This is a genomic window from Mesorhizobium shangrilense (assembly GCF_040537815.1).
Lineage (GTDB): Bacteria > Pseudomonadota > Alphaproteobacteria > Rhizobiales > Rhizobiaceae > Mesorhizobium > Mesorhizobium shangrilense.
Map to the genome: position 1 here is coordinate 29,745 of NZ_JBEWSZ010000008.1, position 18,369 is coordinate 48,113.

At 61.5% G+C, this 18,369-nt stretch carries 18 protein-coding genes; 4 read left to right on the forward strand and 14 right to left on the reverse strand.

Translation table 11 applies throughout. The features are described from left to right. The first annotated feature begins 64 nt into the window (after window positions 1-64). A complete protein-coding gene (locus ABVQ20_RS35160; protein WP_258581186.1) occupies window positions 65-415 on the forward strand; it encodes a DUF2958 domain-containing protein in 351 nt (116 codons plus the stop codon). Between the two features lie 259 nt (window positions 416-674). On the opposite strand, the gene ABVQ20_RS35165 is transcribed toward ABVQ20_RS35160, so the two are convergent. Together ABVQ20_RS35165 and ABVQ20_RS35170 are read right to left on the reverse strand one after the other, a co-directional pair. Then, window positions 675-2,330, reverse strand: coding sequence for an MFS transporter (locus ABVQ20_RS35165; protein WP_354464420.1), 1,656 nt, complete (start codon window positions 2,328-2,330; stop codon window positions 675-677). Between the two features lie 284 nt (window positions 2,331-2,614). Continuing rightward, window positions 2,615-3,034 carry a Ros/MucR family transcriptional regulator gene (locus tag ABVQ20_RS35170; RefSeq protein ID WP_354464421.1) on the reverse strand — a complete coding sequence of 140 codons (420 nt, stop codon included), beginning with the start codon at window positions 3,032-3,034 and terminating at the stop codon, window positions 2,615-2,617. Window positions 3,035-3,577: 543 nt separating this feature from the next. Between ABVQ20_RS35170 and ABVQ20_RS35175 the strand changes: the two genes are divergently transcribed. From ABVQ20_RS35175 to ABVQ20_RS35185, 3 genes are all read left to right on the forward strand, one after another. Beyond that, a complete protein-coding gene (locus ABVQ20_RS35175; protein WP_354464422.1) occupies window positions 3,578-3,778 on the forward strand; it encodes a hypothetical protein in 201 nt (66 codons plus the stop codon). Window positions 3,779-3,838: 60 nt separating this feature from the next. After that, on the forward strand, window positions 3,839-4,042 hold the full coding sequence (locus ABVQ20_RS35180) for a hypothetical protein (RefSeq protein WP_354464423.1): 204 nt from the start codon (window positions 3,839-3,841) through the stop codon (window positions 4,040-4,042). 245 nt (window positions 4,043-4,287) lie between these two features. Further along, window positions 4,288-4,551, forward strand: a complete 264-nt coding sequence (locus ABVQ20_RS35185) for a hypothetical protein (protein ID WP_354464424.1) — start codon at window positions 4,288-4,290, stop codon at window positions 4,549-4,551. Between the two features lie 235 nt (window positions 4,552-4,786). On the opposite strand, the gene ABVQ20_RS35190 is transcribed toward ABVQ20_RS35185, so the two are convergent. From ABVQ20_RS35190 to ABVQ20_RS35245, 12 genes are all read right to left on the reverse strand, one after another. Further along, window positions 4,787-5,356 carry a hypothetical protein gene (locus ABVQ20_RS35190; RefSeq protein ID WP_354464425.1) on the reverse strand — a complete coding sequence of 190 codons (570 nt, stop codon included), beginning with the start codon at window positions 5,354-5,356 and terminating at the stop codon, window positions 4,787-4,789. Between the two features lie 610 nt (window positions 5,357-5,966). After that, entirely contained in the window at window positions 5,967-6,458 is a 492-nt protein-coding gene (locus tag ABVQ20_RS35195; RefSeq protein WP_354464538.1) for a hypothetical protein, read from the reverse strand. A gap of 29 nt (window positions 6,459-6,487) precedes the next feature. Next, window positions 6,488-7,174, reverse strand: a complete 687-nt coding sequence (locus ABVQ20_RS35200; protein ID WP_435528484.1) for a DUF6946 family protein — start codon at window positions 7,172-7,174, stop codon at window positions 6,488-6,490. A 1,260-nt stretch (window positions 7,175-8,434) separates the two neighbouring features. Further along, window positions 8,435-9,481: an LLM class flavin-dependent oxidoreductase gene (locus ABVQ20_RS35205; RefSeq protein ID WP_354464427.1), complete on the reverse strand. Its 1,047-nt coding sequence runs from the start codon at window positions 9,479-9,481 to the stop codon at window positions 8,435-8,437. Between the two features lie 39 nt (window positions 9,482-9,520). Continuing rightward, window positions 9,521-10,459: an ABC transporter substrate-binding protein gene (locus ABVQ20_RS35210; protein WP_354464428.1), complete on the reverse strand. Its 939-nt coding sequence runs from the start codon at window positions 10,457-10,459 to the stop codon at window positions 9,521-9,523. A gap of 131 nt (window positions 10,460-10,590) precedes the next feature. Next, the gene (locus tag ABVQ20_RS35215; protein WP_354464429.1) at window positions 10,591-11,532 is read right to left on the reverse strand and encodes an ABC transporter substrate-binding protein; all 942 of its coding nucleotides are present in this window, start codon (window positions 11,530-11,532) and stop codon (window positions 10,591-10,593) included. 93 nt (window positions 11,533-11,625) lie between these two features. Further along, on the reverse strand, window positions 11,626-13,428 hold the full coding sequence (locus tag ABVQ20_RS35220) for an amino acid ABC transporter permease/ATP-binding protein (RefSeq protein WP_354464430.1): 1,803 nt from the start codon (window positions 13,426-13,428) through the stop codon (window positions 11,626-11,628). Between the two features lie 185 nt (window positions 13,429-13,613). After that, window positions 13,614-14,138: a GNAT family N-acetyltransferase gene (locus ABVQ20_RS35225; RefSeq protein ID WP_354464431.1), complete on the reverse strand. Its 525-nt coding sequence runs from the start codon at window positions 14,136-14,138 to the stop codon at window positions 13,614-13,616. After that, window positions 14,135-15,364 carry a M20 aminoacylase family protein gene (locus tag ABVQ20_RS35230; RefSeq protein ID WP_354464432.1) on the reverse strand — a complete coding sequence of 410 codons (1,230 nt, stop codon included), beginning with the start codon at window positions 15,362-15,364 and terminating at the stop codon, window positions 14,135-14,137. Before ABVQ20_RS35230 ends, ABVQ20_RS35225 begins: the two co-directional genes overlap by 4 nt. Then, the gene (locus ABVQ20_RS35235) at window positions 15,364-16,713 is read right to left on the reverse strand and encodes an LLM class flavin-dependent oxidoreductase (protein ID WP_354464433.1); all 1,350 of its coding nucleotides are present in this window, start codon (window positions 16,711-16,713) and stop codon (window positions 15,364-15,366) included. The genes ABVQ20_RS35230 and ABVQ20_RS35235 overlap by 1 nt, the downstream gene beginning before the upstream one ends. A gap of 24 nt (window positions 16,714-16,737) precedes the next feature. Further along, entirely contained in the window at window positions 16,738-17,724 is a 987-nt protein-coding gene (locus tag ABVQ20_RS35240) for an MsnO8 family LLM class oxidoreductase (RefSeq protein ID WP_354464434.1), read from the reverse strand. 177 nt (window positions 17,725-17,901) lie between these two features. Beyond that, on the reverse strand, window positions 17,902-18,264 hold the full coding sequence (locus tag ABVQ20_RS35245; protein ID WP_354464435.1) for a DUF3088 family protein: 363 nt from the start codon (window positions 18,262-18,264) through the stop codon (window positions 17,902-17,904). Window positions 18,265-18,369: the final 105 nt, after the last annotated feature.

Sequence of the window (18,369 nt, forward strand, 5' to 3'; positions counted from 1 at the left end):
CTCACCTTGCAGCATGCCTCTTGATGGAAAGCACGCTGAACGACTGGTTCTCTGGACAGGCAAAATGATCCCGATCGCACAAATGGAAAAATTGCTCGAAAACGGCCGAGCCTCAGCAGAGCGCGGACGCTCTCTCGATCATTTCCCCGTCGTTCGAATTATTTCGCTGGACACGGGATCGGAGTGGCTGCTCTCCGAAAGATCGCCACACAATGACATGCTCGCCTTCGGTGCTTTCTTCCCCGGCGACGGCAGTGTGCCGCTGATGGGTTGGGTATCAATCCCCGGGCTCATCTACAACCGATCCAGGGCGGGCAGGCTGCTCGACTTCGACCCGGACTACCGCCCGTCCAGACCGATCGGGGCGATAGCCCCCGAGGTCCGTTTCGTCGGCGAAATACCGTCGAAACCATAAATAGACGGGGAGGCTATGGCCGCCCTTTCGCCGTGGCCCCACCGACGCTGGACCCCCTTCCTCCGGAGGCGTTCCCATCCGTCGGACCCTTGGGCAGGGCCCCTTTCGGCATCGGTGTCGGCAGACGACCGTTAGACGAAACCCCGCCTGCGGATCCAGCAATGGCTGTTCCGTGTCGGTTTCGCCCTGCCTTTGGACATGATGGCCCTTCTCGCGGCAAGGCAGCATCATCCTCCCAGCTGTTCCATAGGGCCAGGCTTCAATGGCGGGGAAGGTGAAGGATTGACTGGTAGGGTTTGCGGGCCGAGCTTGTCGGCCGCTCAATCGAAAGCGTCATTTGAGGAGGGCACTCTCCCTCATGCAACTGGAAGACACGCTCGTCCAGTTCCTTGTCTACTTCCGTGAGACGATGGTTGAGGCGAAGGTAGTCCGTCCAGGTCGGCGTGCGGAACGTTTCTGTCCATTGCATAGGCTTCTGAAGGTTGCGCTGAAGCGTCCAGTTCCGAGCCCCGACGCGGCTGTGGACGTGCCGGCGCTCGCGCATAAGGTCGAGGAAGGCCTCGAGATTTCTCTCGGGTATCAGATATTCGACCTTGACCGCGATCGGGCCGCTTCTTGGCTTCAAATTGAGAGCGACTGCCGGGGCGTTGAATTCCTCCAAAGGATCCGGCTCAGATTCTCGACGTTCTCGGAGAGGAAACAGCACGCCGGCTGCAGCGACGAGCAGCAGCGCTCCAGCGGAGCCCTCCAGCGCCAAGGTCAGGGAATGGTTCTGCGTCACCGTGCCCCAAACCCAGCTGCCGGCCGCGATGCCGCCATCTATCAAAGCATAGTAGATCGAGATGGTGCGGCCCACGACCCAGCGCGGGCTCGCCAGCTGCACGCTTATGCCAACCCCGGACCAGGCGGTGACCCAACCCGCGCCGCCCAAGGCAAGCGCAATTGCCGCCACCGTAATCGAAGAGGTCAGTGCCAGGGAGAGGGAGCATGCCGCGCACGCGACGCAGGCAAGCCGCATCAGTCGTTCTTGAGACAAGCTACGTCTGAATGTGCTGTTGGAGATGCCAGCGAAGACGGCGCCAGTTCCAAAGCCGGCCATGAGCGTGCCATAGGCGAGCGGCCCCCCTCCCAAATGATCGCGGACAACCAGCGGCAGCAGCGCGAGTATGGCGATGCTTGCCAGGCCAAAGAGGGTTCCGCGGGCGATCGCCGCCTTGATTTCGGAAGACATCGCCGTGAAGCGCAGCCCGTCATAGATCGCCGTCCTCATCGACTCGCGCGGAAGAGGCGACGAGCGAACCTTCCACTTGCAGCGCCATATGGTGCCCAGCGGTACCAGATAGGTGAGGGTGGTTACGGCGAAAGCCGTGAGAAGCCCGAAGGAGGCAACGACGATGCCGCCGAGCGCCGGGCCGACGGTCCGGACAGTGTTGAAGCCGACGGAGAGCAGGGTGACGGCAGCGGGCACATCGCGTCGGTCCACGATATCGCCAACCGAAGCCTGCCAGGCGGGATCGTTGAGAGCGCCTCCAGATGCGATCAAAAAGCTGAAGCCGAGGATCATCCACGGACTGACAAAGCCCAGCGCCACAACAGCGGTCAGCATCGCAGAGGCTATCACCATAAGGCATCGGCCGGCGAACATGACCCGGCGACGGCTGAAATTATCAGCGAGAACCCCGGCGAACACAGACAAAATGAAAGCGGGCAGGTTCGACGAGGCCTGGACCAGCGCAACCATCAGATCGGAAGACGAAATCGTTGCCATCAGCCAGCTGATGGCAACAGTCTGCATCAACCAACCGAGGCTCGAGACCTGCGTGGCGAGCCAGATCGAACGAAAGGTCGGCTGCATGAGTGGCGCAAAGGTCGTTGGTGCAGCCAAATCTTCATTTGATCCAGCCACCCTACTCATTTTTTGCGAGCCTTTGCTTTCCGTTATTGGCAGCGGCGTATCGCACGTAATCTCGACTGCATCGTGGCGGCTGGTAATTGAGAGACCATGCCAATCGCGAATTTATTGCGCGTCGACGCTCCCTCGAGCGGGACATCGAGCTCTTGCCGCCGACGAATGCCCACGCGAGCAGCAGCCGCCGATCGCAAAGGCATTGGGGACGGAGCGGATCCAGCGGACCAGATTATCCCCGAGTTCTCCGGTTGCCGAGCCTATCGACCATGCGCTGAGACGCTGGGACGCCTTCACGCCTTGGCAATTGCCTTGCGTCCGAGCCCGCTTGATTTCGCAAGCTGCGATCGCGAAGCAGAATAATTCTGGGCAACCATGGGATAATCCCGCGGCAGGCCCCACTTGGCCCTGTACGCGTCGGGCGACAGACCGTGGTGGATGTCGAGATGTCGCTTCAATGATTTGAACTTCTTTCCGTCCTCAAGGCAGATGATGTAGTCCGGGAACACCGACCTCTTGGGATTGATCGCAGGAGCTTGAGCCGGCTTCTCGGCTTCCGCCGGATGGCCGATCTTCGCAAGCGACAAATTCACACTCTCGATAAGCTCAGGGAGGGACGTAACTGGCACTGCATTCTTGCTGACGTAAGCAGACACAATGTCCGCCGTGAGCTCGATCAAAAGGCCTCGCGCGTCGGAATTTTCTTCTGACATCCCATAATTCCTCATCTGTCCCGCAACGTATCTTAGCCCGCTTTTGAGAGATGTTCACCTTGGATACGCGCCCTTCGACAGCCTCCTGTTGACCGGTAAACGCGAGTGCTTGCGATCACCCGCGGCGGTCGGCCGTGCGCCATCGATAATCGCAGTTCTCGAACCACCAATGATGTGAGACGTCGGTACACCATCCCACCGAGACAGTCGCGCCGCCCGCGCGGTTTAGTGCAGCCAGGGTTTCGCCAAGCCTCGCGCTCGCTCGGCCGCGCAACCCTCACCAGCTCCGCCGGCAAGCACTCACACCAGATCAATGAAGGGGCGCCCTGCGCGCCGATCCAGGGTCCCCATTCCGAGCCGATTGACACGCGAACTCCGCTTGCAGCCGTGCCTCTTTGCGCGATGATTCTTCGAGCGATTGCCATTTGTTTCTATGCCTTTGGCGCAAAACGGAGTACGACTTTTGCACCGGCGATAAGGAGCCAACGGCATCGTCGGCTGAGAGTGATTATCGCGCTTCCGCGCTCAAATATGGAGGGAGCGATGACCAATTCCGAAAAATCCGTAAGCGGCATAGCCTACCCTGATGACCTCGCATTGCTGAAGCGAGTCTATGACCGGATCTGTCAGGAAAGAGGAATCCGTGCCGGCTCTGCTGAAGCGGAGCATCTGGCCATGCGAGCTATGGACCTATTTGGTATGGGCATTTTCGAAGAAGATGCTCTTTACAAGAACCTGGCGTAGGCAGCTAATCGTTTTGGGCTCAAAGAGGGGATGGTTCGCGAACACGGGAGGAAATGATCGATGGACTACGATTTTGGTATTCGCAATCAGGATGAGGATCAGCCGTATGAGCTTACCTCTTTTGCCAAAAAGCATGGTCTGACGATCCCGATTGCGGACGCCGTACTGTTCGCAAAAGGTCCGTCTCGAACGGCGTGTGACACCGCCGCTTTGGCTTTCCTCTGCGCCGTCGCCGCATACGCCAGAAAACAACCGGCGCGTTAGTTTTCGTCGAGAAAATCCCAGCACCTGCGTGCGGCCTACCGTTCTCATCCCTTCGATGCTGGACCGGAGGCTCTCCCATACGTGCTTCCGAGCCCCGGATTCCCGCTTGTCGTTTGACGCAGCATGCTTCATCAACGGGCACTTTGCTGAGCGATGCCTTTTCGGGAGACGCGACCACGTTCCTTCGTCGGAAACTTACTCGCCGGCGGCGTTCGATGCGCTGAGTGTGGCTTGGGGGTGAGGGCTTGCAGATCTTTGACAGGATTGATTTGCTGATTGACGCAGACGATTGCCGGGCCGCGATCGAAGAGGCGCGCGCCTTGCTGCTTCAGCTTGAACAAAGGTCAGACGCGCTCAGACATGCGATCGATGACTTTCTGCTCGATCTGATGACGCTGGCTTTCATTGTTGAATGTTACGGACGCGGCTTTGAATTTTTGGCGCGAACGCTTGCCCGTAGAAGACTGGCAAAGGTCAGGCTTTTGTCGGGAGGGTCGACTCCGCTATGAGGAAATGACACCTAAAAGCCTATGGCTGAAGCAGTCGCCCCGCGTTCCCGTATAGTGACGAAGGAAGCCCACGTCGTTTCGGAATTGCCTGTCGCATGGTCTATCGTCGGCCGCGGCAAAGCCATGGCGCGGCGAGGAACGGCGGTCGTCCGCGTCATACATGACGGAAGTCGGCGGCGTCTCACCGCGTCCACGATCTCGGCGTCCGAGCCGCGACCCCTCGCCAACCGATCGCTCAACCCGCGACATAAAGCTTCAACCCAGCCTTGGAACAAGCGAATCGCGCTACCATCGTTGCAGAGGAGCCGACCACCAGATAGCTCCAGTTGTAGTCCGCGCTTTTGGCCGACATAGCGGACCGACTCTCGCCACCGGCAAGGTTGAAGAGCGTTCCTTTGTTGCAGTCGTACTTGGCCTGCGTGAACCAGATGCCTGTGTTGGCGCTACTGCGTGAGCTAATCACGTTGACGACGCCAGCACCTTCATAGGCCAATTTCTGGACCATGTACGTCGCATCAGGCTCCCCCGCCCGATCGACGCGAGTCGGTTCTGTAATCAAACCGCCGTCATATGGCGGTTCCACGGCGGCACTGGCGGCAGCCGTCTTGTCTGCGGCGACGGGCGGACGGTTCAGCATAACGCTAACGAACCCGCTGGTGGCAAGGACAAGCAGACCAAGCGCCGCGTAGAAGCCGTAGTCCGCTAAAGTTTGACTTGGAGGTGGAGGGGCAATGGGCCTGGTTTGTCTCGCCATGCCGACGTTGTCCGCACGCTTTCCGAAGCCTCTGAATTCCTTAGTGTCCATCCAAACTCGACCGCCGCCCATCCCCATTTATCCTCCGATATCTCAACAGTTCCTTGATGGCCTGCGAATTGCGTTCGGATATTCGGCGCATACAGGGGCCTCATCGCGCCGGGGACCTGCAATGCAACGGTGAAGTGCATAATGGGATTGACCGCGGAGGCGATGCCGCCGCGAAACGGGACACATCCCGCTCGAAGGTCGACGTCAATCCCGCAAGGCGCCATCAGCTCGCGCGGCGCGGATGCGGGAACCTAACGATTATACCTTTTTGAGCTCATTTCAGGGCTTTCGCTACGAATGACATTCCAAAGAACGCGCGAAATTTCGTGCTCCATATATCCCGCAAAACCTCGCGAGCGCCCATCCGGTTTCGAGAAGATCGGCATGGCGCCGGGGCGCCGGCGGCCTTGATCGCCTGCCGGATAGCTTATGTGTCCTGAAAAGCCGACTGCGTTCGCATGTCGATGTGGCACCGCCAAGTGGCCTCGACGGAGCGCTTTTGGGCCTGGCGCCTCCAGTGTTTGATCTTGGCGAAGGACCTGCGCTACATCGGCAACCATCAAACCCGGCGAATGCAAGAATTACTTCGCACACGCCGGATACGCTTCCGTCAAAACGTGAAAGGCTCTGGCTTCGGAACGGTCTCTAAGGAGCAACCTTTGCGGGCAGGCGTCGCTAATTCGAAATTGGCATTCCACTCTGCAAATAGTTCAGGGACTTGATCGACACGAAAGTATCGTTCCGCGGCGGTCTTACTGGTTGCCTTGTCACGTCGCGCCAACCGCTCGGCTTCTGGCCGTGGGACGAGGTAGATTGCGCGAGCTTTGAACCCCTCGGATGGCAGCAGAACAATCGCCAGCCAATCGAATTGGTCATAGTCGTTGTAGCCGACATAGGCAGCACCCCGCTTAAATGTCCGCGACTTCACCGAAACACGTTGCGCTGGCCGGTCGAAAGGTTGCGCGATCACATCGTAGCCGGGCCAGTTGTCGGGAACTTTCAAGGCGGGGATACCCGCAAGCGTGAGTTCCGCGGCAACGATCATTTCACAAGCGTCGCCCATCTGCTTAGTCGTATACCGTTTTGGTGAAGTCGTCCCCATGCTGGTCAAATTGGCGTCCAGTGGAGCTCTTAGCATTTGAGAAAATCCTCATTGCCGGTGGCCCAGCCCAAGCGGAGCCGCTGCCCTGACTTTAGGATCACCGTGCTCGACAGGTCAGGTTTAACTTCGGCACCGAAAAGGCTTGCGAAAGTGGCGAAATCCTCAAACCACATTCGGGCTGGTGAGAACGAGTGGACAATCATGGCGCCTTCATCAGTCTTGAACCGCCGAGCCTCGATCAGCGCGGAAGCGGTCCGGTGCATCAGCTGATAACGGATTTGAAATGGGGGGACCTCCTCGAAACCGAGTAAGCTGCATAGGTGGCGCATGCGCACTCGCTTTCCCTGCGACGGATCGGCATACCACTCGCCCACGGTCGGGCCGAATGGCTCGCTTACCTTGCCTTCGATGGTTGCAGCACAGGTCTGTTCGCCGAACCGGATTAGCGCAAACACGTCGTTCTGGCTGTCACGGTTGCCACCGTCGAGTCGCACCCTGTGCTCGGGCAAGGCCAGTAGTAACTCGGCCGGGCCGTCGAACATCTGCGCGACCTCGTGTGGCAAGCCATCAGCACTTTCCCAACAGTGAGCAAGCGTCTTTGCCGAGTAGCCGGTTCGCCATTGCCTCTCCGGTTCTGCGAGGAATGCTTGCCAACTCATCGGACCTTGGCTGGGGATATGAATCCGCGTCCCACGTATATTTCTCAGAATGCCCAATGGAATACCCCGCTAGCACGTTCGACCTGCTGCTCACGCCTATTCTATCGGGTGAATAGTGAACTTCGGTTAAAAGTCTCGACATATGGGGGGCATCTTGGTTGACGATAGAGCCGCCGCGCTGTCCTCGAACAGGTCGACGGTGCGCAGGTGGGGCGCTAAGACCGGCCTCGCTGCGGTGTCCAGTGATGGACGACTGTTCTATTGAAGCCGCCTTCTGCTTGCCCCCGGTGAACTCGGGGACAGTCCGTGCGCCTCCTTGCAGGGCTTCGTGCGAAATCGCGGTTCGCGAATCTGCCAGACTGGCCGGAAGAATGGCAGTGACTCTGCCGCGTGGAAGGCCCGCACGGGAAACCTGCCGAGTTTCAGTTCACCAGCCCTGCCTGCCGGGAGTTCGAGACAGCGCTGTATTCCGCAGCTATCGAAGAGGGGGGCGGCGATGCCGTCGAGTCCAAGGGAGGCTACGCGATCAGCTTCGAAGCTCAGCTCGGCTCCTGCTGCCAAATTTAGAACTTCGGCGATCCTTGCTGCAGACTTTGCCGTGGCGAGTGAGAGCAGCCGACCGCGATGGATGACGGGCTCGCCGTTCTCATTGTCCCAAATCTCCAATTGGCAACTTGGCGACAGCTCTCATGCCCATCAGCCCTTGCCGCCGCCACAGACAAGGCGGATGTCGGTCACTTCGATTTCGCAGCCTAGCGCCGCCGCAGCTTGCGCGAGACGCGGATGAACACGCAGACGGTACCGATACGGTTCTGGGGATAGTATGTCCGCAAGCCGGCATTTCAGCGCTTCACAGGCCGGCATGTCGTTGGAATTGCCAACATCAAGCGAGGGTCGTTCGCATTTGCCGCTGGGGGCACCTGACGCATTGGAAACTCTTGGCAATAGCGCGACGCGGACAGGTCGCGACGATTTTCGGTCATGCGGATGCCCAGCGGGCTTCCGTTGGCATCGCCGGCAGCGCTGAAAAATGCACCTTCGTGCGGCAGGAACTCGGTGTCGATGGAGCACCGAATCTAGCTTGTTTGTGTCTTTCGAGCTGCCGGTGGCGCGGTGCCTGATCCCTTTGGCGATCCAAACTGCTGCAAATATCTCGATATCGGCAACTTTACGATGAATGGGGCCAAGCCACAGAATCACGGCTTGATCTGAGGAACGAGGACGATCACGGGAACGCGCCGGCATTCTCTTCGAGTGGCTGACTTCCACCGGACCTACATCTGGGGTGGTCGCTCGACCGCCCCAATCACAGTGCTTCTACTCCGCTGCCGAAGCGGTGAGGCCGGGACGCGGCCGCCAGCCGAGTGCCGGCGCGATGGTCTCGATGAAATCTGTGATGATCTGCTCATATTCGTGCTGCTCAAATTCATAGGGAAGTTCGAGCCGCAACTCGTCCACCTTGACCAGGACCGGGTCGCTGGCCAGTTGCTCCAGTATCTGTTCTGACGTGCCGACGACGTCCTGGGCAAACAGCGTCCGCCTCTCGCCATGCGCCTTCAGGGTGCGTTCGTGGCGTCCGGCGGCATAGTCGGCATAGCGTTTTCGTGTCCGTGCGTCGGCGCTGTCAAAGGGGACGATCACGCGGCCCAGCGCGGCGCGCCTTGGCCGCTCGCTCTGCTGGGCGAAGAACGTCTCCAGCTGGTGCAGTTGTGCCTCGAAGAAGTCGTCCGTGCCCTCGCCGGAGGTGACGTTGCCGAGCAGAAGATTGAGGCCATTGCGACCGGTCCACTCCACGGATTTCAGCGAGCCACCGCCGTACCAGATCCTGTCCGGAAGACCGGGCGCGTGCGGCTGAAGGCGAGGACGCACGCGGCCTCCGGGAAATTCGATGATCGCGCCGGGCTCGCCGATCGGATCGCCGCGCAGATTGTTGACGAGGCGCAAGATGCGCTCATGGGAGAAATCGAAATTCCGCCAGTCGCCGTCGAAGACAAGCGGGCCGAGGATTTCCGCATGCGGCGGGAAGCCGGCGCTCAAGCCGACATTCAACCGGCCCCGTGACAGCACGTCGACGGTCGACAGATCTTCGGCCAGGCGGTAGGGGCTCTCGTAGCCGATCGGGATCACCGCCGTGCCGAGTTCGATGCGGCTTGTGCGCTGCGTGGCGGCGGCCAGAAACGCGGCGGCAGAGGAGATGCCCGGCTCGAGATGGCGCTGCCGCACCCAGGCGCCGTCATAGCCGAGCCGCTCGCCGAGCTCGAACAGCTGCAGCGTCTTCTCGAGCCCTGAATGCGGGTCGCTGTCGGGGTAGTTGCCGGGCGTGAGGAAGGCGAGCTTGCGGATGCTGTGCGAGATTGTCGTCAAGGCCGCTGTCTCCCGGTTGCTGGCCGTTCCATGCCGCACCTAGTACTTCTTTAGCCCAGGCGGATTGGTCCGTGATTGCGCGATCTGCTCGGCGGAAAGGCTCCATCTTGCGAGCGCCTTGGCATAGGTACCCTCCTTGAGGGTTTCGTTGAGCGCCGCGGTGACCGCGTCGGCGATGCCGCTGTCTTTCTTCGTCACGACGCCGACATCCGTCGTCAGCGGCCAGCCGGCGTTGACGGTTCCGACCGATCTGGTTTCGCCGGTAAGTGCCGCCTGATAGGCCTGAACCGAATTCATGGAGAAGATCGTATCGGCGCGACCGGACCGGATTGCCAGGCTCGATGCGGCGGTGTCGTCGAGATAAATGATCTCGACAGGCTTCAGCCCGGCTTCGACATTGCGCCTGTTCCACTCGAGGATGATCTTTTCCTGGATCGCACCGGCATCGGTGATGACGCGCAGTCCGGCAATATCCTTTGGCTCCTTGATCGAGGTGATCGGGCTGTCGTTCCTCACATAGAAGCCGTGCAGGCCCTGCCGGTAGCTCGAAAAATCGTACTTCAGCTTGCGCTCTTCAGTGACGCCGACATTGCTGATGACGGCGTCGTATTTCCCTGACACCAGCCCCAGCGGCCAGTCCTCCCAGGCGACCGCGACGAGATTGAGCTTCCTGCCGAGCTTGTCGGCAATCAGCTGGGCGATATCGGGATCGGCCCCGACGACGGTTGCCGCGTCGGTCGCATAGGTGGCAATCGGAGGCGTTCCGCCAGGGGCGATGCCAACCGTGAAGACGCCGTCCTCGACGAATTTGAAACGCTGCGGGATCGACGCGATGAGGGCGGGATCCTTCTCGGTCCGAGGGCGAGCGGACTGTTCGGGGCTGAGGTCAAAAGGCTCCGATGCAAGCGACACCAGGGAGGCCGCCAGAAACGCCGAAATGCCGATGACGGCAGGGATCGCTTTGGTTCTCAAGAACATTGGATTTCCAATTTTTCGTGATGTTGTCCGGGCACGCCGCCGGCCTCCCGGCCAGATTTGCCCGAGAGCCGTTCGCACGCCTGCATGACTGAAGAGGCGGACGCCGATCGCGTCCGCCTTCAAGGTGAAGCTTAGCTGTTGGGCTTCGGCAGGCCCGGCGGGTTGGTGTGCGACTGGTCGATGGCCTCGGCGGTCAGACTCCATTTCTTCAGCACCTCGCCATATTTGCCGGACGCGATCAGCTCGTTGATGGCGAGCGTGATGGCGTCGGCCAGGCCGCTGCCCTTGCGCGTCGCCACCGCGATCTCGGCGGTCAGCGGCCAGCCGCCGCTGACGATGCCGACCAGCTTGGTCCTACCGTTCACGGCGGCAGAGTAGGCAAGCGTGGCGTTCGGATTGAACTCGGCATCCGCGCGGCCCGACTGGATGGCGAGCTGGCTGGCGGCGGAGTCGTCATAGTACTGGACCTCGATCGGCTTCAACCCGGCAGCGACGTTCTCGCGGTCCCATTCCAGCAGAACCTTCTCCTGGTTGGTGCCCGCGCCGGTGATCACCCTCAGGCCGGCGATGTCCTTCGGTTCTTTGATCGAGCTGATCTTGCTGTCGGCCTTCACGTAGAAGCCGAGAACGTCCTGCCGGTAGGTCGAGAAGTCGAACTTCTCCTTGCGCTCCTCCGTCACCGTCACATTGCTGATGACGGCATCATATTTTCCCGATGCGAGGCCGAGCGGCCAGTCGGCCCAGGCGACCGGAACCAGGTCGAGCTTGAGCCCCAGCGTCTCGGCAATCAGCACGGTGATATCAGGGTCGGTGCCGACGACGGTCTTGGCGTCGGTCGCATAGGTGCCAACTGGCGGATCCCACGGGCTGGTGGCGATGGTCAGATAGCCTTCCTTGGCGAATTTGAAAGTCGGCGAGATCGCTGCGGCCGCCTTGTCGCTCTTTTCGGTGTGAATTCGGCCCGGTTGCTCCGGGCTGAGGTCGAATTCCGCCGCCGGGGCGACGGAGGTGAAGGCGATGGCCGACAGGACCGCGCCGAAGGCGAGGGATAGCGGCTTCCTGTACAATGGCATGGGTCTCTCCTTGCATGATGGACGTGCGGGCTGACGCTCCCGGCAGGGAGCCTGGAAAGCCGGCGGTTTGCACAAGCCGCCGGCCGGATCGAGCTAAAGAACCTTGGCGAGGAATTCGCGCGTGCGTTGGTGGGTGGGGGTGGTGAAGACCCGAGACGGCGTTCCGACCTCGAGGATTTTCCCGCCTTCCATGAACACGATGGTGTCGGCGACTTCACGGGCGAAGCCGATCTCGTGGGTGACGATCACCATCGTCGTACCGGAGGTCGCCAGCTCCTTGATGACATCAAGCACCTCGCCGACGAGCTCGGGATCGAGCGCCGAAGTCGGCTCGTCGAAGAGCAGCACCTTCGGCTTCAGCGCCAGCGCCCTGGCGATGGCGACACGCTGCTGTTGCCCTCCGGACAGATGGCGCGGATAGGCATCGGCTTTCTCCGGCAGGCCAATGCGGGCCAACAGATCCTTGGCCAGCTCTACCGCCTCGGCGCGCGCAACGCCCTGCACCGAGACGGGCGCCTCGATGATGTTTTCGATCACCGTCAGATGCGGGAAGAGATTGAAGTTCTGGAACACCATGCCGATCGCGGCGCGGCGTCGGCGGATCGCAGCTTCCTTGAGCTCGTAAAGCGTCTGCCCGTCGCGATGATAGCCGACCAACTCGTCGTCGATGGTCACGAAACCGGTATCGGTCCGCTCGAGATGGTTGATGGTGCGCAGCAGCGTCGACTTGCCGGCACCCGACGGGCCGATGATCGCCGTCACCGATCCCGGCGCGAGATCGAGGTCGACACCGTCGAGAACCGTCAGCGCGCCGAAGCGCTTGGAGACGTCACGGATTTCGATGCGTCCGACACCGCGCCGCGCCAGTTTTTCGCCCGCGGTAACCAGTGGCTTGCGAACCGCTGTGGTCGATGCAGGGGCCGGAGGAGGGGATTTCACTGCCGGCGCCGCGCCACGGCCGGATAGGAAGGCAAGGACGTTGGGCAGGAGAGGGCCGGACGGCGTGCGCACGGCGCCGCGTGCGAACCGTCGTTCGATGCCGAGCTGGACGATCGACAGCACGCTCATGATGATGAGGTACCATATGGTCGCCACCATCAAGAGCGGGATGACTTCCAGATTGCGCTTGTAGATGACCTGGACGGTGTAAAAGAGCTCGGGCAGAGCGAGCACGTAGACCATCGAGGTGGACTTGGCCAAGCCGATCATCTCGTTGAAGCCGCTGGGCAGGATGGCGCGCATGGCTTGCGGCAGGACTATGCTCAGCGCCTGCCGGCGCCGCGAAAGGCCGAGCGCGGCAGCGGCTTCGTGCTGGCCCTGGTCGACCGAAAGAATGCCGCCGCGGATGATCTCGGCCGAGAAGGCGGCCTGGTTGAGGCTCAACCCGACCACCGCCACCCAGAACGGGGTGAACATCTCGACGGTGTTGTATTGCGCGAACAGCAGGCTGGTGAAAGGCACACCGACATCGATGGTCGGATAGAGATAGCCGAGATTGTTGAGGACGAGCAGAAGCACGATCAGCGGAATGGAGCGCAACAGCCAGATATAGGCCCAGGACACGCCCGACAGCAGCGGCGACGGAGAAACCCGCGCGAAAGCAAGCAGCGTCCCCAGAAGAAAGCCGAGTGCCGAGGCGAGCACAGTCAAAAGCAGCGTGCGGGCAAGGCCGACCAGCACAGGTTCGGAGAGGAAGAAGCGAGCAAAGACATCCCAGCCCCATCTGGGGTTGGTCAGAATCGACTGCAGCGTGAAGAAGATCAGCACGACGGCGACGACAGTGCCGACCACGCGCCAAGGATGCCTGGCCGGCACCACCCTGTATCCCTGACGGTCGGGGCTGAACGGTACATTTCTGGGGGAGGCTACCTCGCCTATGTCGGCCGTCACTGTCATGGATCGCCGTCGCTCCAATGGAATAATGCGCGGAATACTGTATATTTTACAAGTAAACCTATTATACATTAACCGATATCGCGACTATAGCGTGACAATTGTTTTTATATTTACGGTGCTCCGGAGTTAAATCGTCTATATATAGCTGCCTTCGTGGGCGAGCTGCTGTGGCTGACGCGCTTCGATCAGCTTGCCTTGCGGTCAAACGCGTTCGGCCCGAATTCCAATGCCAGGGCGCTGATGTCCTTCACGAAAGGCAGCGTGCCGTGGATTTCCGGATCGACTTTGGAGTCGAACAGTGCGGTGTAGCCATTGTTGAGATAAAGTTCTGCGGCCTCCGGCTGGCGGAAGCCCGTGGTCAGGTAGAGCCTGATGTAGCCCTGGCGCGCCGCCTGCAATTCGAGTTCGGCGAGCACCTTGCGCGCCAATCCCTGGCGGCGCAGATCGATATGAGTCCAGACGCGCTTGAGCTCGGCGGTGCGCTCGTCATAGCGCTTGAAGGCGCCGCCGGCGATCGCCGCGCCGGCGCGCAGCAACAGCAGGAAATTTCCATTGGGAGGCGCGAACAGCTCGGCGGGGTAGCGACGCATCTCCTCGCCGGGTTCGCCAAAGTGGTCGCCGTAGCGGGTCGTGTATTCCCAGGTCAGCGCTTCGATGAGCGGCGCCGCGCGCGGATCGAGGGGCGTGGTGTAGAGAAAACTGTCTGTCATGGCGTGGGCCCTGTTGCCGGCTCACTTGTCCGCGGAGCCTCGTTCGCGGCGAGATAGTCCTGGACCAGCGCCACCCAGTAGCGCGCGGCATCAGGCAAGATGTCGTCGTTGAAGTCGTAGTTGGGGCTGTGTAGGTCGGCGCTGTCGCCATTGCCGATGAAGAGGTAGCTGCCCGGTCGCGCCTCGAGCATGAAGGCGAAATCCTCGCTGGCGGTGATCACAGGGAAATTGGTCTCGATCCGTTCCGTGCCGAAATGCCGGAGCGCCACCTGGCGGGCGAACTCGGTCTCCTCGGGGTGGTTGACCAGTGTCGGATAGCCGCGCGGATAGGCGACCTCCGCAGTTGCGCCATAGCTTTGCGCGTGCGTCTCGGCCAGCGCGATGATGCGCGCGCGGATTTGTTCGCGGACAGCCTCAGTGAACGTCCGGATGGTGACTTTCAGCTCGACGCTGTCGGGGATGACGTTGGCGGCGATGCCGCCATGGATGGTACCGACGGTGACGACCGCCGTTTCAAGCGGGTCGACATTGCGCGAGACGATTGTCTGCAGCGCCATGATAAGCGAGGCGGCGGCGACGATCGGGTCCACGGCATGGCTCGGCCGCGCGCCATGGCCACCCTTGCCGATGATCTTGATGATGGCAAGGTCGACCGAGGCCATGGCGGGACCGCTGAGGAAAGCGAACTGCCCGGCCGGCACGCCCGGCCAATTGTGCAGCCCGAAGACCGCGTCGACGGGAAAGCGCTCGAACAGCCCGTCGGCGATCATCGCCTTGGCGCCGGCGCCGCCTTCCTCGGCGGGCTGGAAGATCAGCCGGACCGTTCCCGAGAAATCTCGCGTCTCGGCGAGATGCCTGGCGGCGGCGAGCAGGATCGAGGTATGCCCGTCATGCCCGCAGGCATGCATGACGCCCGGCCTGGTGCTGGCGTAGGGCAGGCCGGTCGCCTCGACGATCGGCAAGGCGTCCATGTCGGCGCGGATGCCGATGCTTTTTTCACCGAGCCCGTTGCGCAGCGTGCCGACCACGCCGGTGCCGCCGATATTCTCAGCGACCTCATAGCCCCAGGATTGCAGGCGCTCGGCAACCAGTGCGCTGGTCTTCTTCTCCTGGTAGGCCAGCTCCGGCTCGCTGTGCAGCTTGCGGCGCAGCGCGACGAACTCGTCGGCGCTCTCCAGGATCGCCTCGGCGATCGCGGCCGAAGACGGAGCAGGCCGGACCGTCATCAGGCTGCTTCCTCGGTGGTCGTCGTGGAAGCGGCGTGCTGCGCGTAACGGCTTTCCTTGAACGGCAATTCGAGATGGTCGCGCAGCGTCGTGCCGATCTGGTCGCGGACGTGGCGGCCGCGCTCTTCCAGAATGGGCAGGACATGCTTCTCGAAATCGTCGAGCCCGGCCGGGATGACCTGGAAGCCCAGCACGAAACCGTCCGCCGCTCCGCCATCCACCCAGCGGATCAGTTCGTCGGCGATCTTCTTGGGCGTGCCGATGAAGGCGCTGCGCGACGTCGCCGCATCCAGTGCCACCTCGCGCAGCGTGAGCTTCTTCTCCCGGGCGACACGCTTGATGCGGTCGGTGGTGGAGCGGAAATTGTTCCTGCCGATGTCGCCGAGCTCAGGGAACGGATCGTCGACCGGATAGGCGGTGAAATCGTGATGATCAAAGAAACGGCCGAGATAGAGCAGCGCCTCGTGAACGCTGACGAGGTCGCGTATCTCGCGATACTTGCGCTCGGCCTCCTCTTGCGTCGAGCCGACGATCGGTGCGATGCCGGGGAAGATCTTGATATGGTCCGCACTGCGTCCGTGCGCCACCGCGCTTTCCTTGAGCCGGCGCGACAGGTCGCGGTTTTCCTCGAAGGCTGCAGCGTTGGCAAAGACGGCATCGGCATGCTGGCCACCGAGCGAGATGCCGTCATCCGAGCCCCCGGCCTGGAACAGCACAGGCTGTCCCTGCGCCGAGCGGCCGAGATTGAGCGGCCCTTCGGCTGAGTGGAACCTACCCTTGAAGTTCAGCCGGTGCATCCTGGAGAAGTCGGCATAGTGGCCGGCTTGCCGGTCGCGCACGAAAGCGTCGTCGTCCCAGGAATCCCACAGGCCCTTGACGATCTCGATATGCTCGGCAGCGATCTCGTAGCGCAGCGCGTGCTCGGGATGCTTGTCGCGGCCGTAATTTTTCGCCGAGCCTTCGAGCGGCGAGGTCACCGCGTTCCAGCCGGCGCGCCCGCCGCTGACAGCGTCGATCGATCCGAATTGCCGCGCGACGGTAAACGGATCGCTGTAGGAGGTGGACAGCGTGCCGACGAGACCAATGCTCTTTGTCGCCACCGCCAGCGCCGACAAAAGCACGATCGGCTCGAAGCGGTTGAGGAAATGCGGGATCGACTGCTCGTTGATGTAGAGGCCGTCGGCGACGAAGGCGAAGGCTATGCCGGCCGCTTCAGCCTGACGCGCGATACCGACGTAATAGTCGAAATTGATGCTTGCGTCGGCGGGAACGCTCGGATGCTTCCAGGCATTCATGTGCCCGCCGGGGCCTTGCAGCATGATACCGAAGGGAATTCGCTGGCTGATCATGGGCAAGCTCCTTGGTCTGATCATTCAGGCGGCGGCGGCGGGCCGTTGCCGCACCAGCGCCTCCACGGTTGCAAGTCGCCATGACCCGCCGACGGCTGGCTCGACGATGAACTCGACCGCTCCCGAGCGCGCATGCAGACGGTCGAGTTCGGAACGCACCTGGTCTGGCGTCCCGGCGATTACGCTCGGCTGCTTGGGCTCGATGCGATACTCGCTCGCTCCCAACTGGCGCGCATAATCCTTCGCCTGGTCCTCGTTGCCGACGGTCACGCTTTGCGCGCCTGGAACGTGGACCTTGAACAATTTGATCTTGGCGGCTTCGGCCTCGGCTTCGCCCCCGTAGTCGGAGGTGATGACCGAGACCGCGATGATCGGCGCGCGCCCGGTCGCGGCCCGATAGGCCGCAACGGTGTCGTCGAGAAGAGCGTCGTCGCCATTGAGGTGACGGGCGAAGACGAAATCCCATCCATGCGCCGCGGCAAGCTGTGCACTCTCGACGCTAGCGCCCAGCAGGAAGCGCTGCGGCGCGATCGAAGGACGAGGCGTCGCGCTCAGACCGGCGACCGGACCGGCGCCATCGAGATAGGCGCCGAGCTCGGCGACCTGCCGGCCGAAATCCGGCTTGCGGGCGGGATCGCGGTCCCCTTGCAGGGCTCGCGTCGAAAGCGGCAGGCCGCCTGGCGCCTTGCCGATACCGAGGTCAACACGATTGGGCGCCAGCGAGGCCAGCAGGTTGAAATTCTCGGCCACCTTGTAGGGGCTGTAGTGCTGCAGCATGACGCCGCCGGACCCAATGCGGATGCGACTGGTCTGCGTCAGCAGATGGGCGATCAGTATCTCCGGTGAGGAGCTCGCGAGCTCCGCGACATTGTGATGCTCGGCCACCCAGAACCGGCGATAGCCAAGCTTCTCGGCCAATTGCGCAAGCGCTACGGTGCGCTTGAGCGCATCGGTCGCGCTTTCACCTTTGGAAAGGGGACTCTTGTCGAGAAGGCCGAGCGCATAAGCCATGGGATCTCCGCATCGCGATCGCAGGAAGGCCGACTGCCATCACTCGCAGAGATTAATCTATTTAGTCTATAAACTTTATAGATATTATCCCTAATTTAGATCGCGAGGAGAAAAAACCTTGCTCGGGACCTTCCGGCTTTGAAACGTTCGGTCATGCCAAGGCCCATCAGTTGAAACTCACGGATGCGGTGGAGGGATGAGCCCGCGCTCGACCAAGGCATCGATGATCGGTTCCGCGCCGGAGACGAATTTGCGGCCATTGGCTTCGCCGCTTGCATGGGCTGAAAGCTGGCCGGCCGGCAGCACCAGGACCGGAAGCGCCTGATTGGCTTCGCCGAGAAGCTCGATCACCTCGGCGCGCGGTCGCGGGAAGGCGATGCGGCGAACGTCAATCGCATCGAGAACTGCCGGAAACGAGGTCAGCACGCCTTCCACAAGCGCCGAGTGCCGGCAGAAGAAACGCTGGCCCGCAAATTTGGCGTCTTCGAAGTCAGGGGCGAGCAGGAACAGGACGGCCTTGTCTGAATTGGCAGAGGTCAAAGGATTTTCCACTTCGAACATTATATTCGGGCGGCCGACAACCTAGGCGGCCTCTTGGTATAGAGACGGTTGTCTTGCACTATAGAAAACAAGGGCAGTTGCCGG

Excerpts from the sequence above, each read along its gene's own strand:
- ABVQ20_RS35220 (WP_354464430.1), bottom strand. The coding sequence starts at position 13,428 with ATGACAGTGACGGCCGACATAGGCGAGGTAGCCTCCCCCAGAAATGTA.
- ABVQ20_RS35230 (WP_354464432.1), bottom strand. The coding sequence starts at position 15,364 with ATGACGGTCCGGCCTGCTCCGTCTTCGGCCGCGATCGCCGAGGCGATC.
- ABVQ20_RS35160 (WP_258581186.1), top strand. The coding sequence starts at position 65 with ATGATCCCGATCGCACAAATGGAAAAATTGCTCGAAAACGGCCGAGCC.
- ABVQ20_RS35215 (WP_354464429.1), bottom strand. The coding sequence starts at position 11,532 with ATGCCATTGTACAGGAAGCCGCTATCCCTCGCCTTCGGCGCGGTCCTG.
- ABVQ20_RS35165 (WP_354464420.1), bottom strand. The coding sequence starts at position 2,330 with ATGAGTAGGGTGGCTGGATCAAATGAAGATTTGGCTGCACCAACGACC.
- ABVQ20_RS35240 (WP_354464434.1), bottom strand. The coding sequence starts at position 17,724 with ATGGCTTATGCGCTCGGCCTTCTCGACAAGAGTCCCCTTTCCAAAGGT.
- ABVQ20_RS35225 (WP_354464431.1), bottom strand. The coding sequence starts at position 14,138 with ATGACAGACAGTTTTCTCTACACCACGCCCCTCGATCCGCGCGCGGCG.
- ABVQ20_RS35175 (WP_354464422.1), top strand. The coding sequence starts at position 3,578 with ATGACCAATTCCGAAAAATCCGTAAGCGGCATAGCCTACCCTGATGAC.
- ABVQ20_RS35235 (WP_354464433.1), bottom strand. The coding sequence starts at position 16,713 with ATGATCAGCCAGCGAATTCCCTTCGGTATCATGCTGCAAGGCCCCGGC.
- ABVQ20_RS35170 (WP_354464421.1), bottom strand. The coding sequence starts at position 3,034 with ATGTCAGAAGAAAATTCCGACGCGCGAGGCCTTTTGATCGAGCTCACG.
- ABVQ20_RS35180 (WP_354464423.1), top strand. The coding sequence starts at position 3,839 with ATGGACTACGATTTTGGTATTCGCAATCAGGATGAGGATCAGCCGTAT.
- ABVQ20_RS35190 (WP_354464425.1), bottom strand. The coding sequence starts at position 5,356 with ATGGACACTAAGGAATTCAGAGGCTTCGGAAAGCGTGCGGACAACGTC.
- ABVQ20_RS35195 (WP_354464538.1), bottom strand. The coding sequence starts at position 6,458 with ATGGGGACGACTTCACCAAAACGGTATACGACTAAGCAGATGGGCGAC.
- ABVQ20_RS35210 (WP_354464428.1), bottom strand. The coding sequence starts at position 10,459 with ATGTTCTTGAGAACCAAAGCGATCCCTGCCGTCATCGGCATTTCGGCG.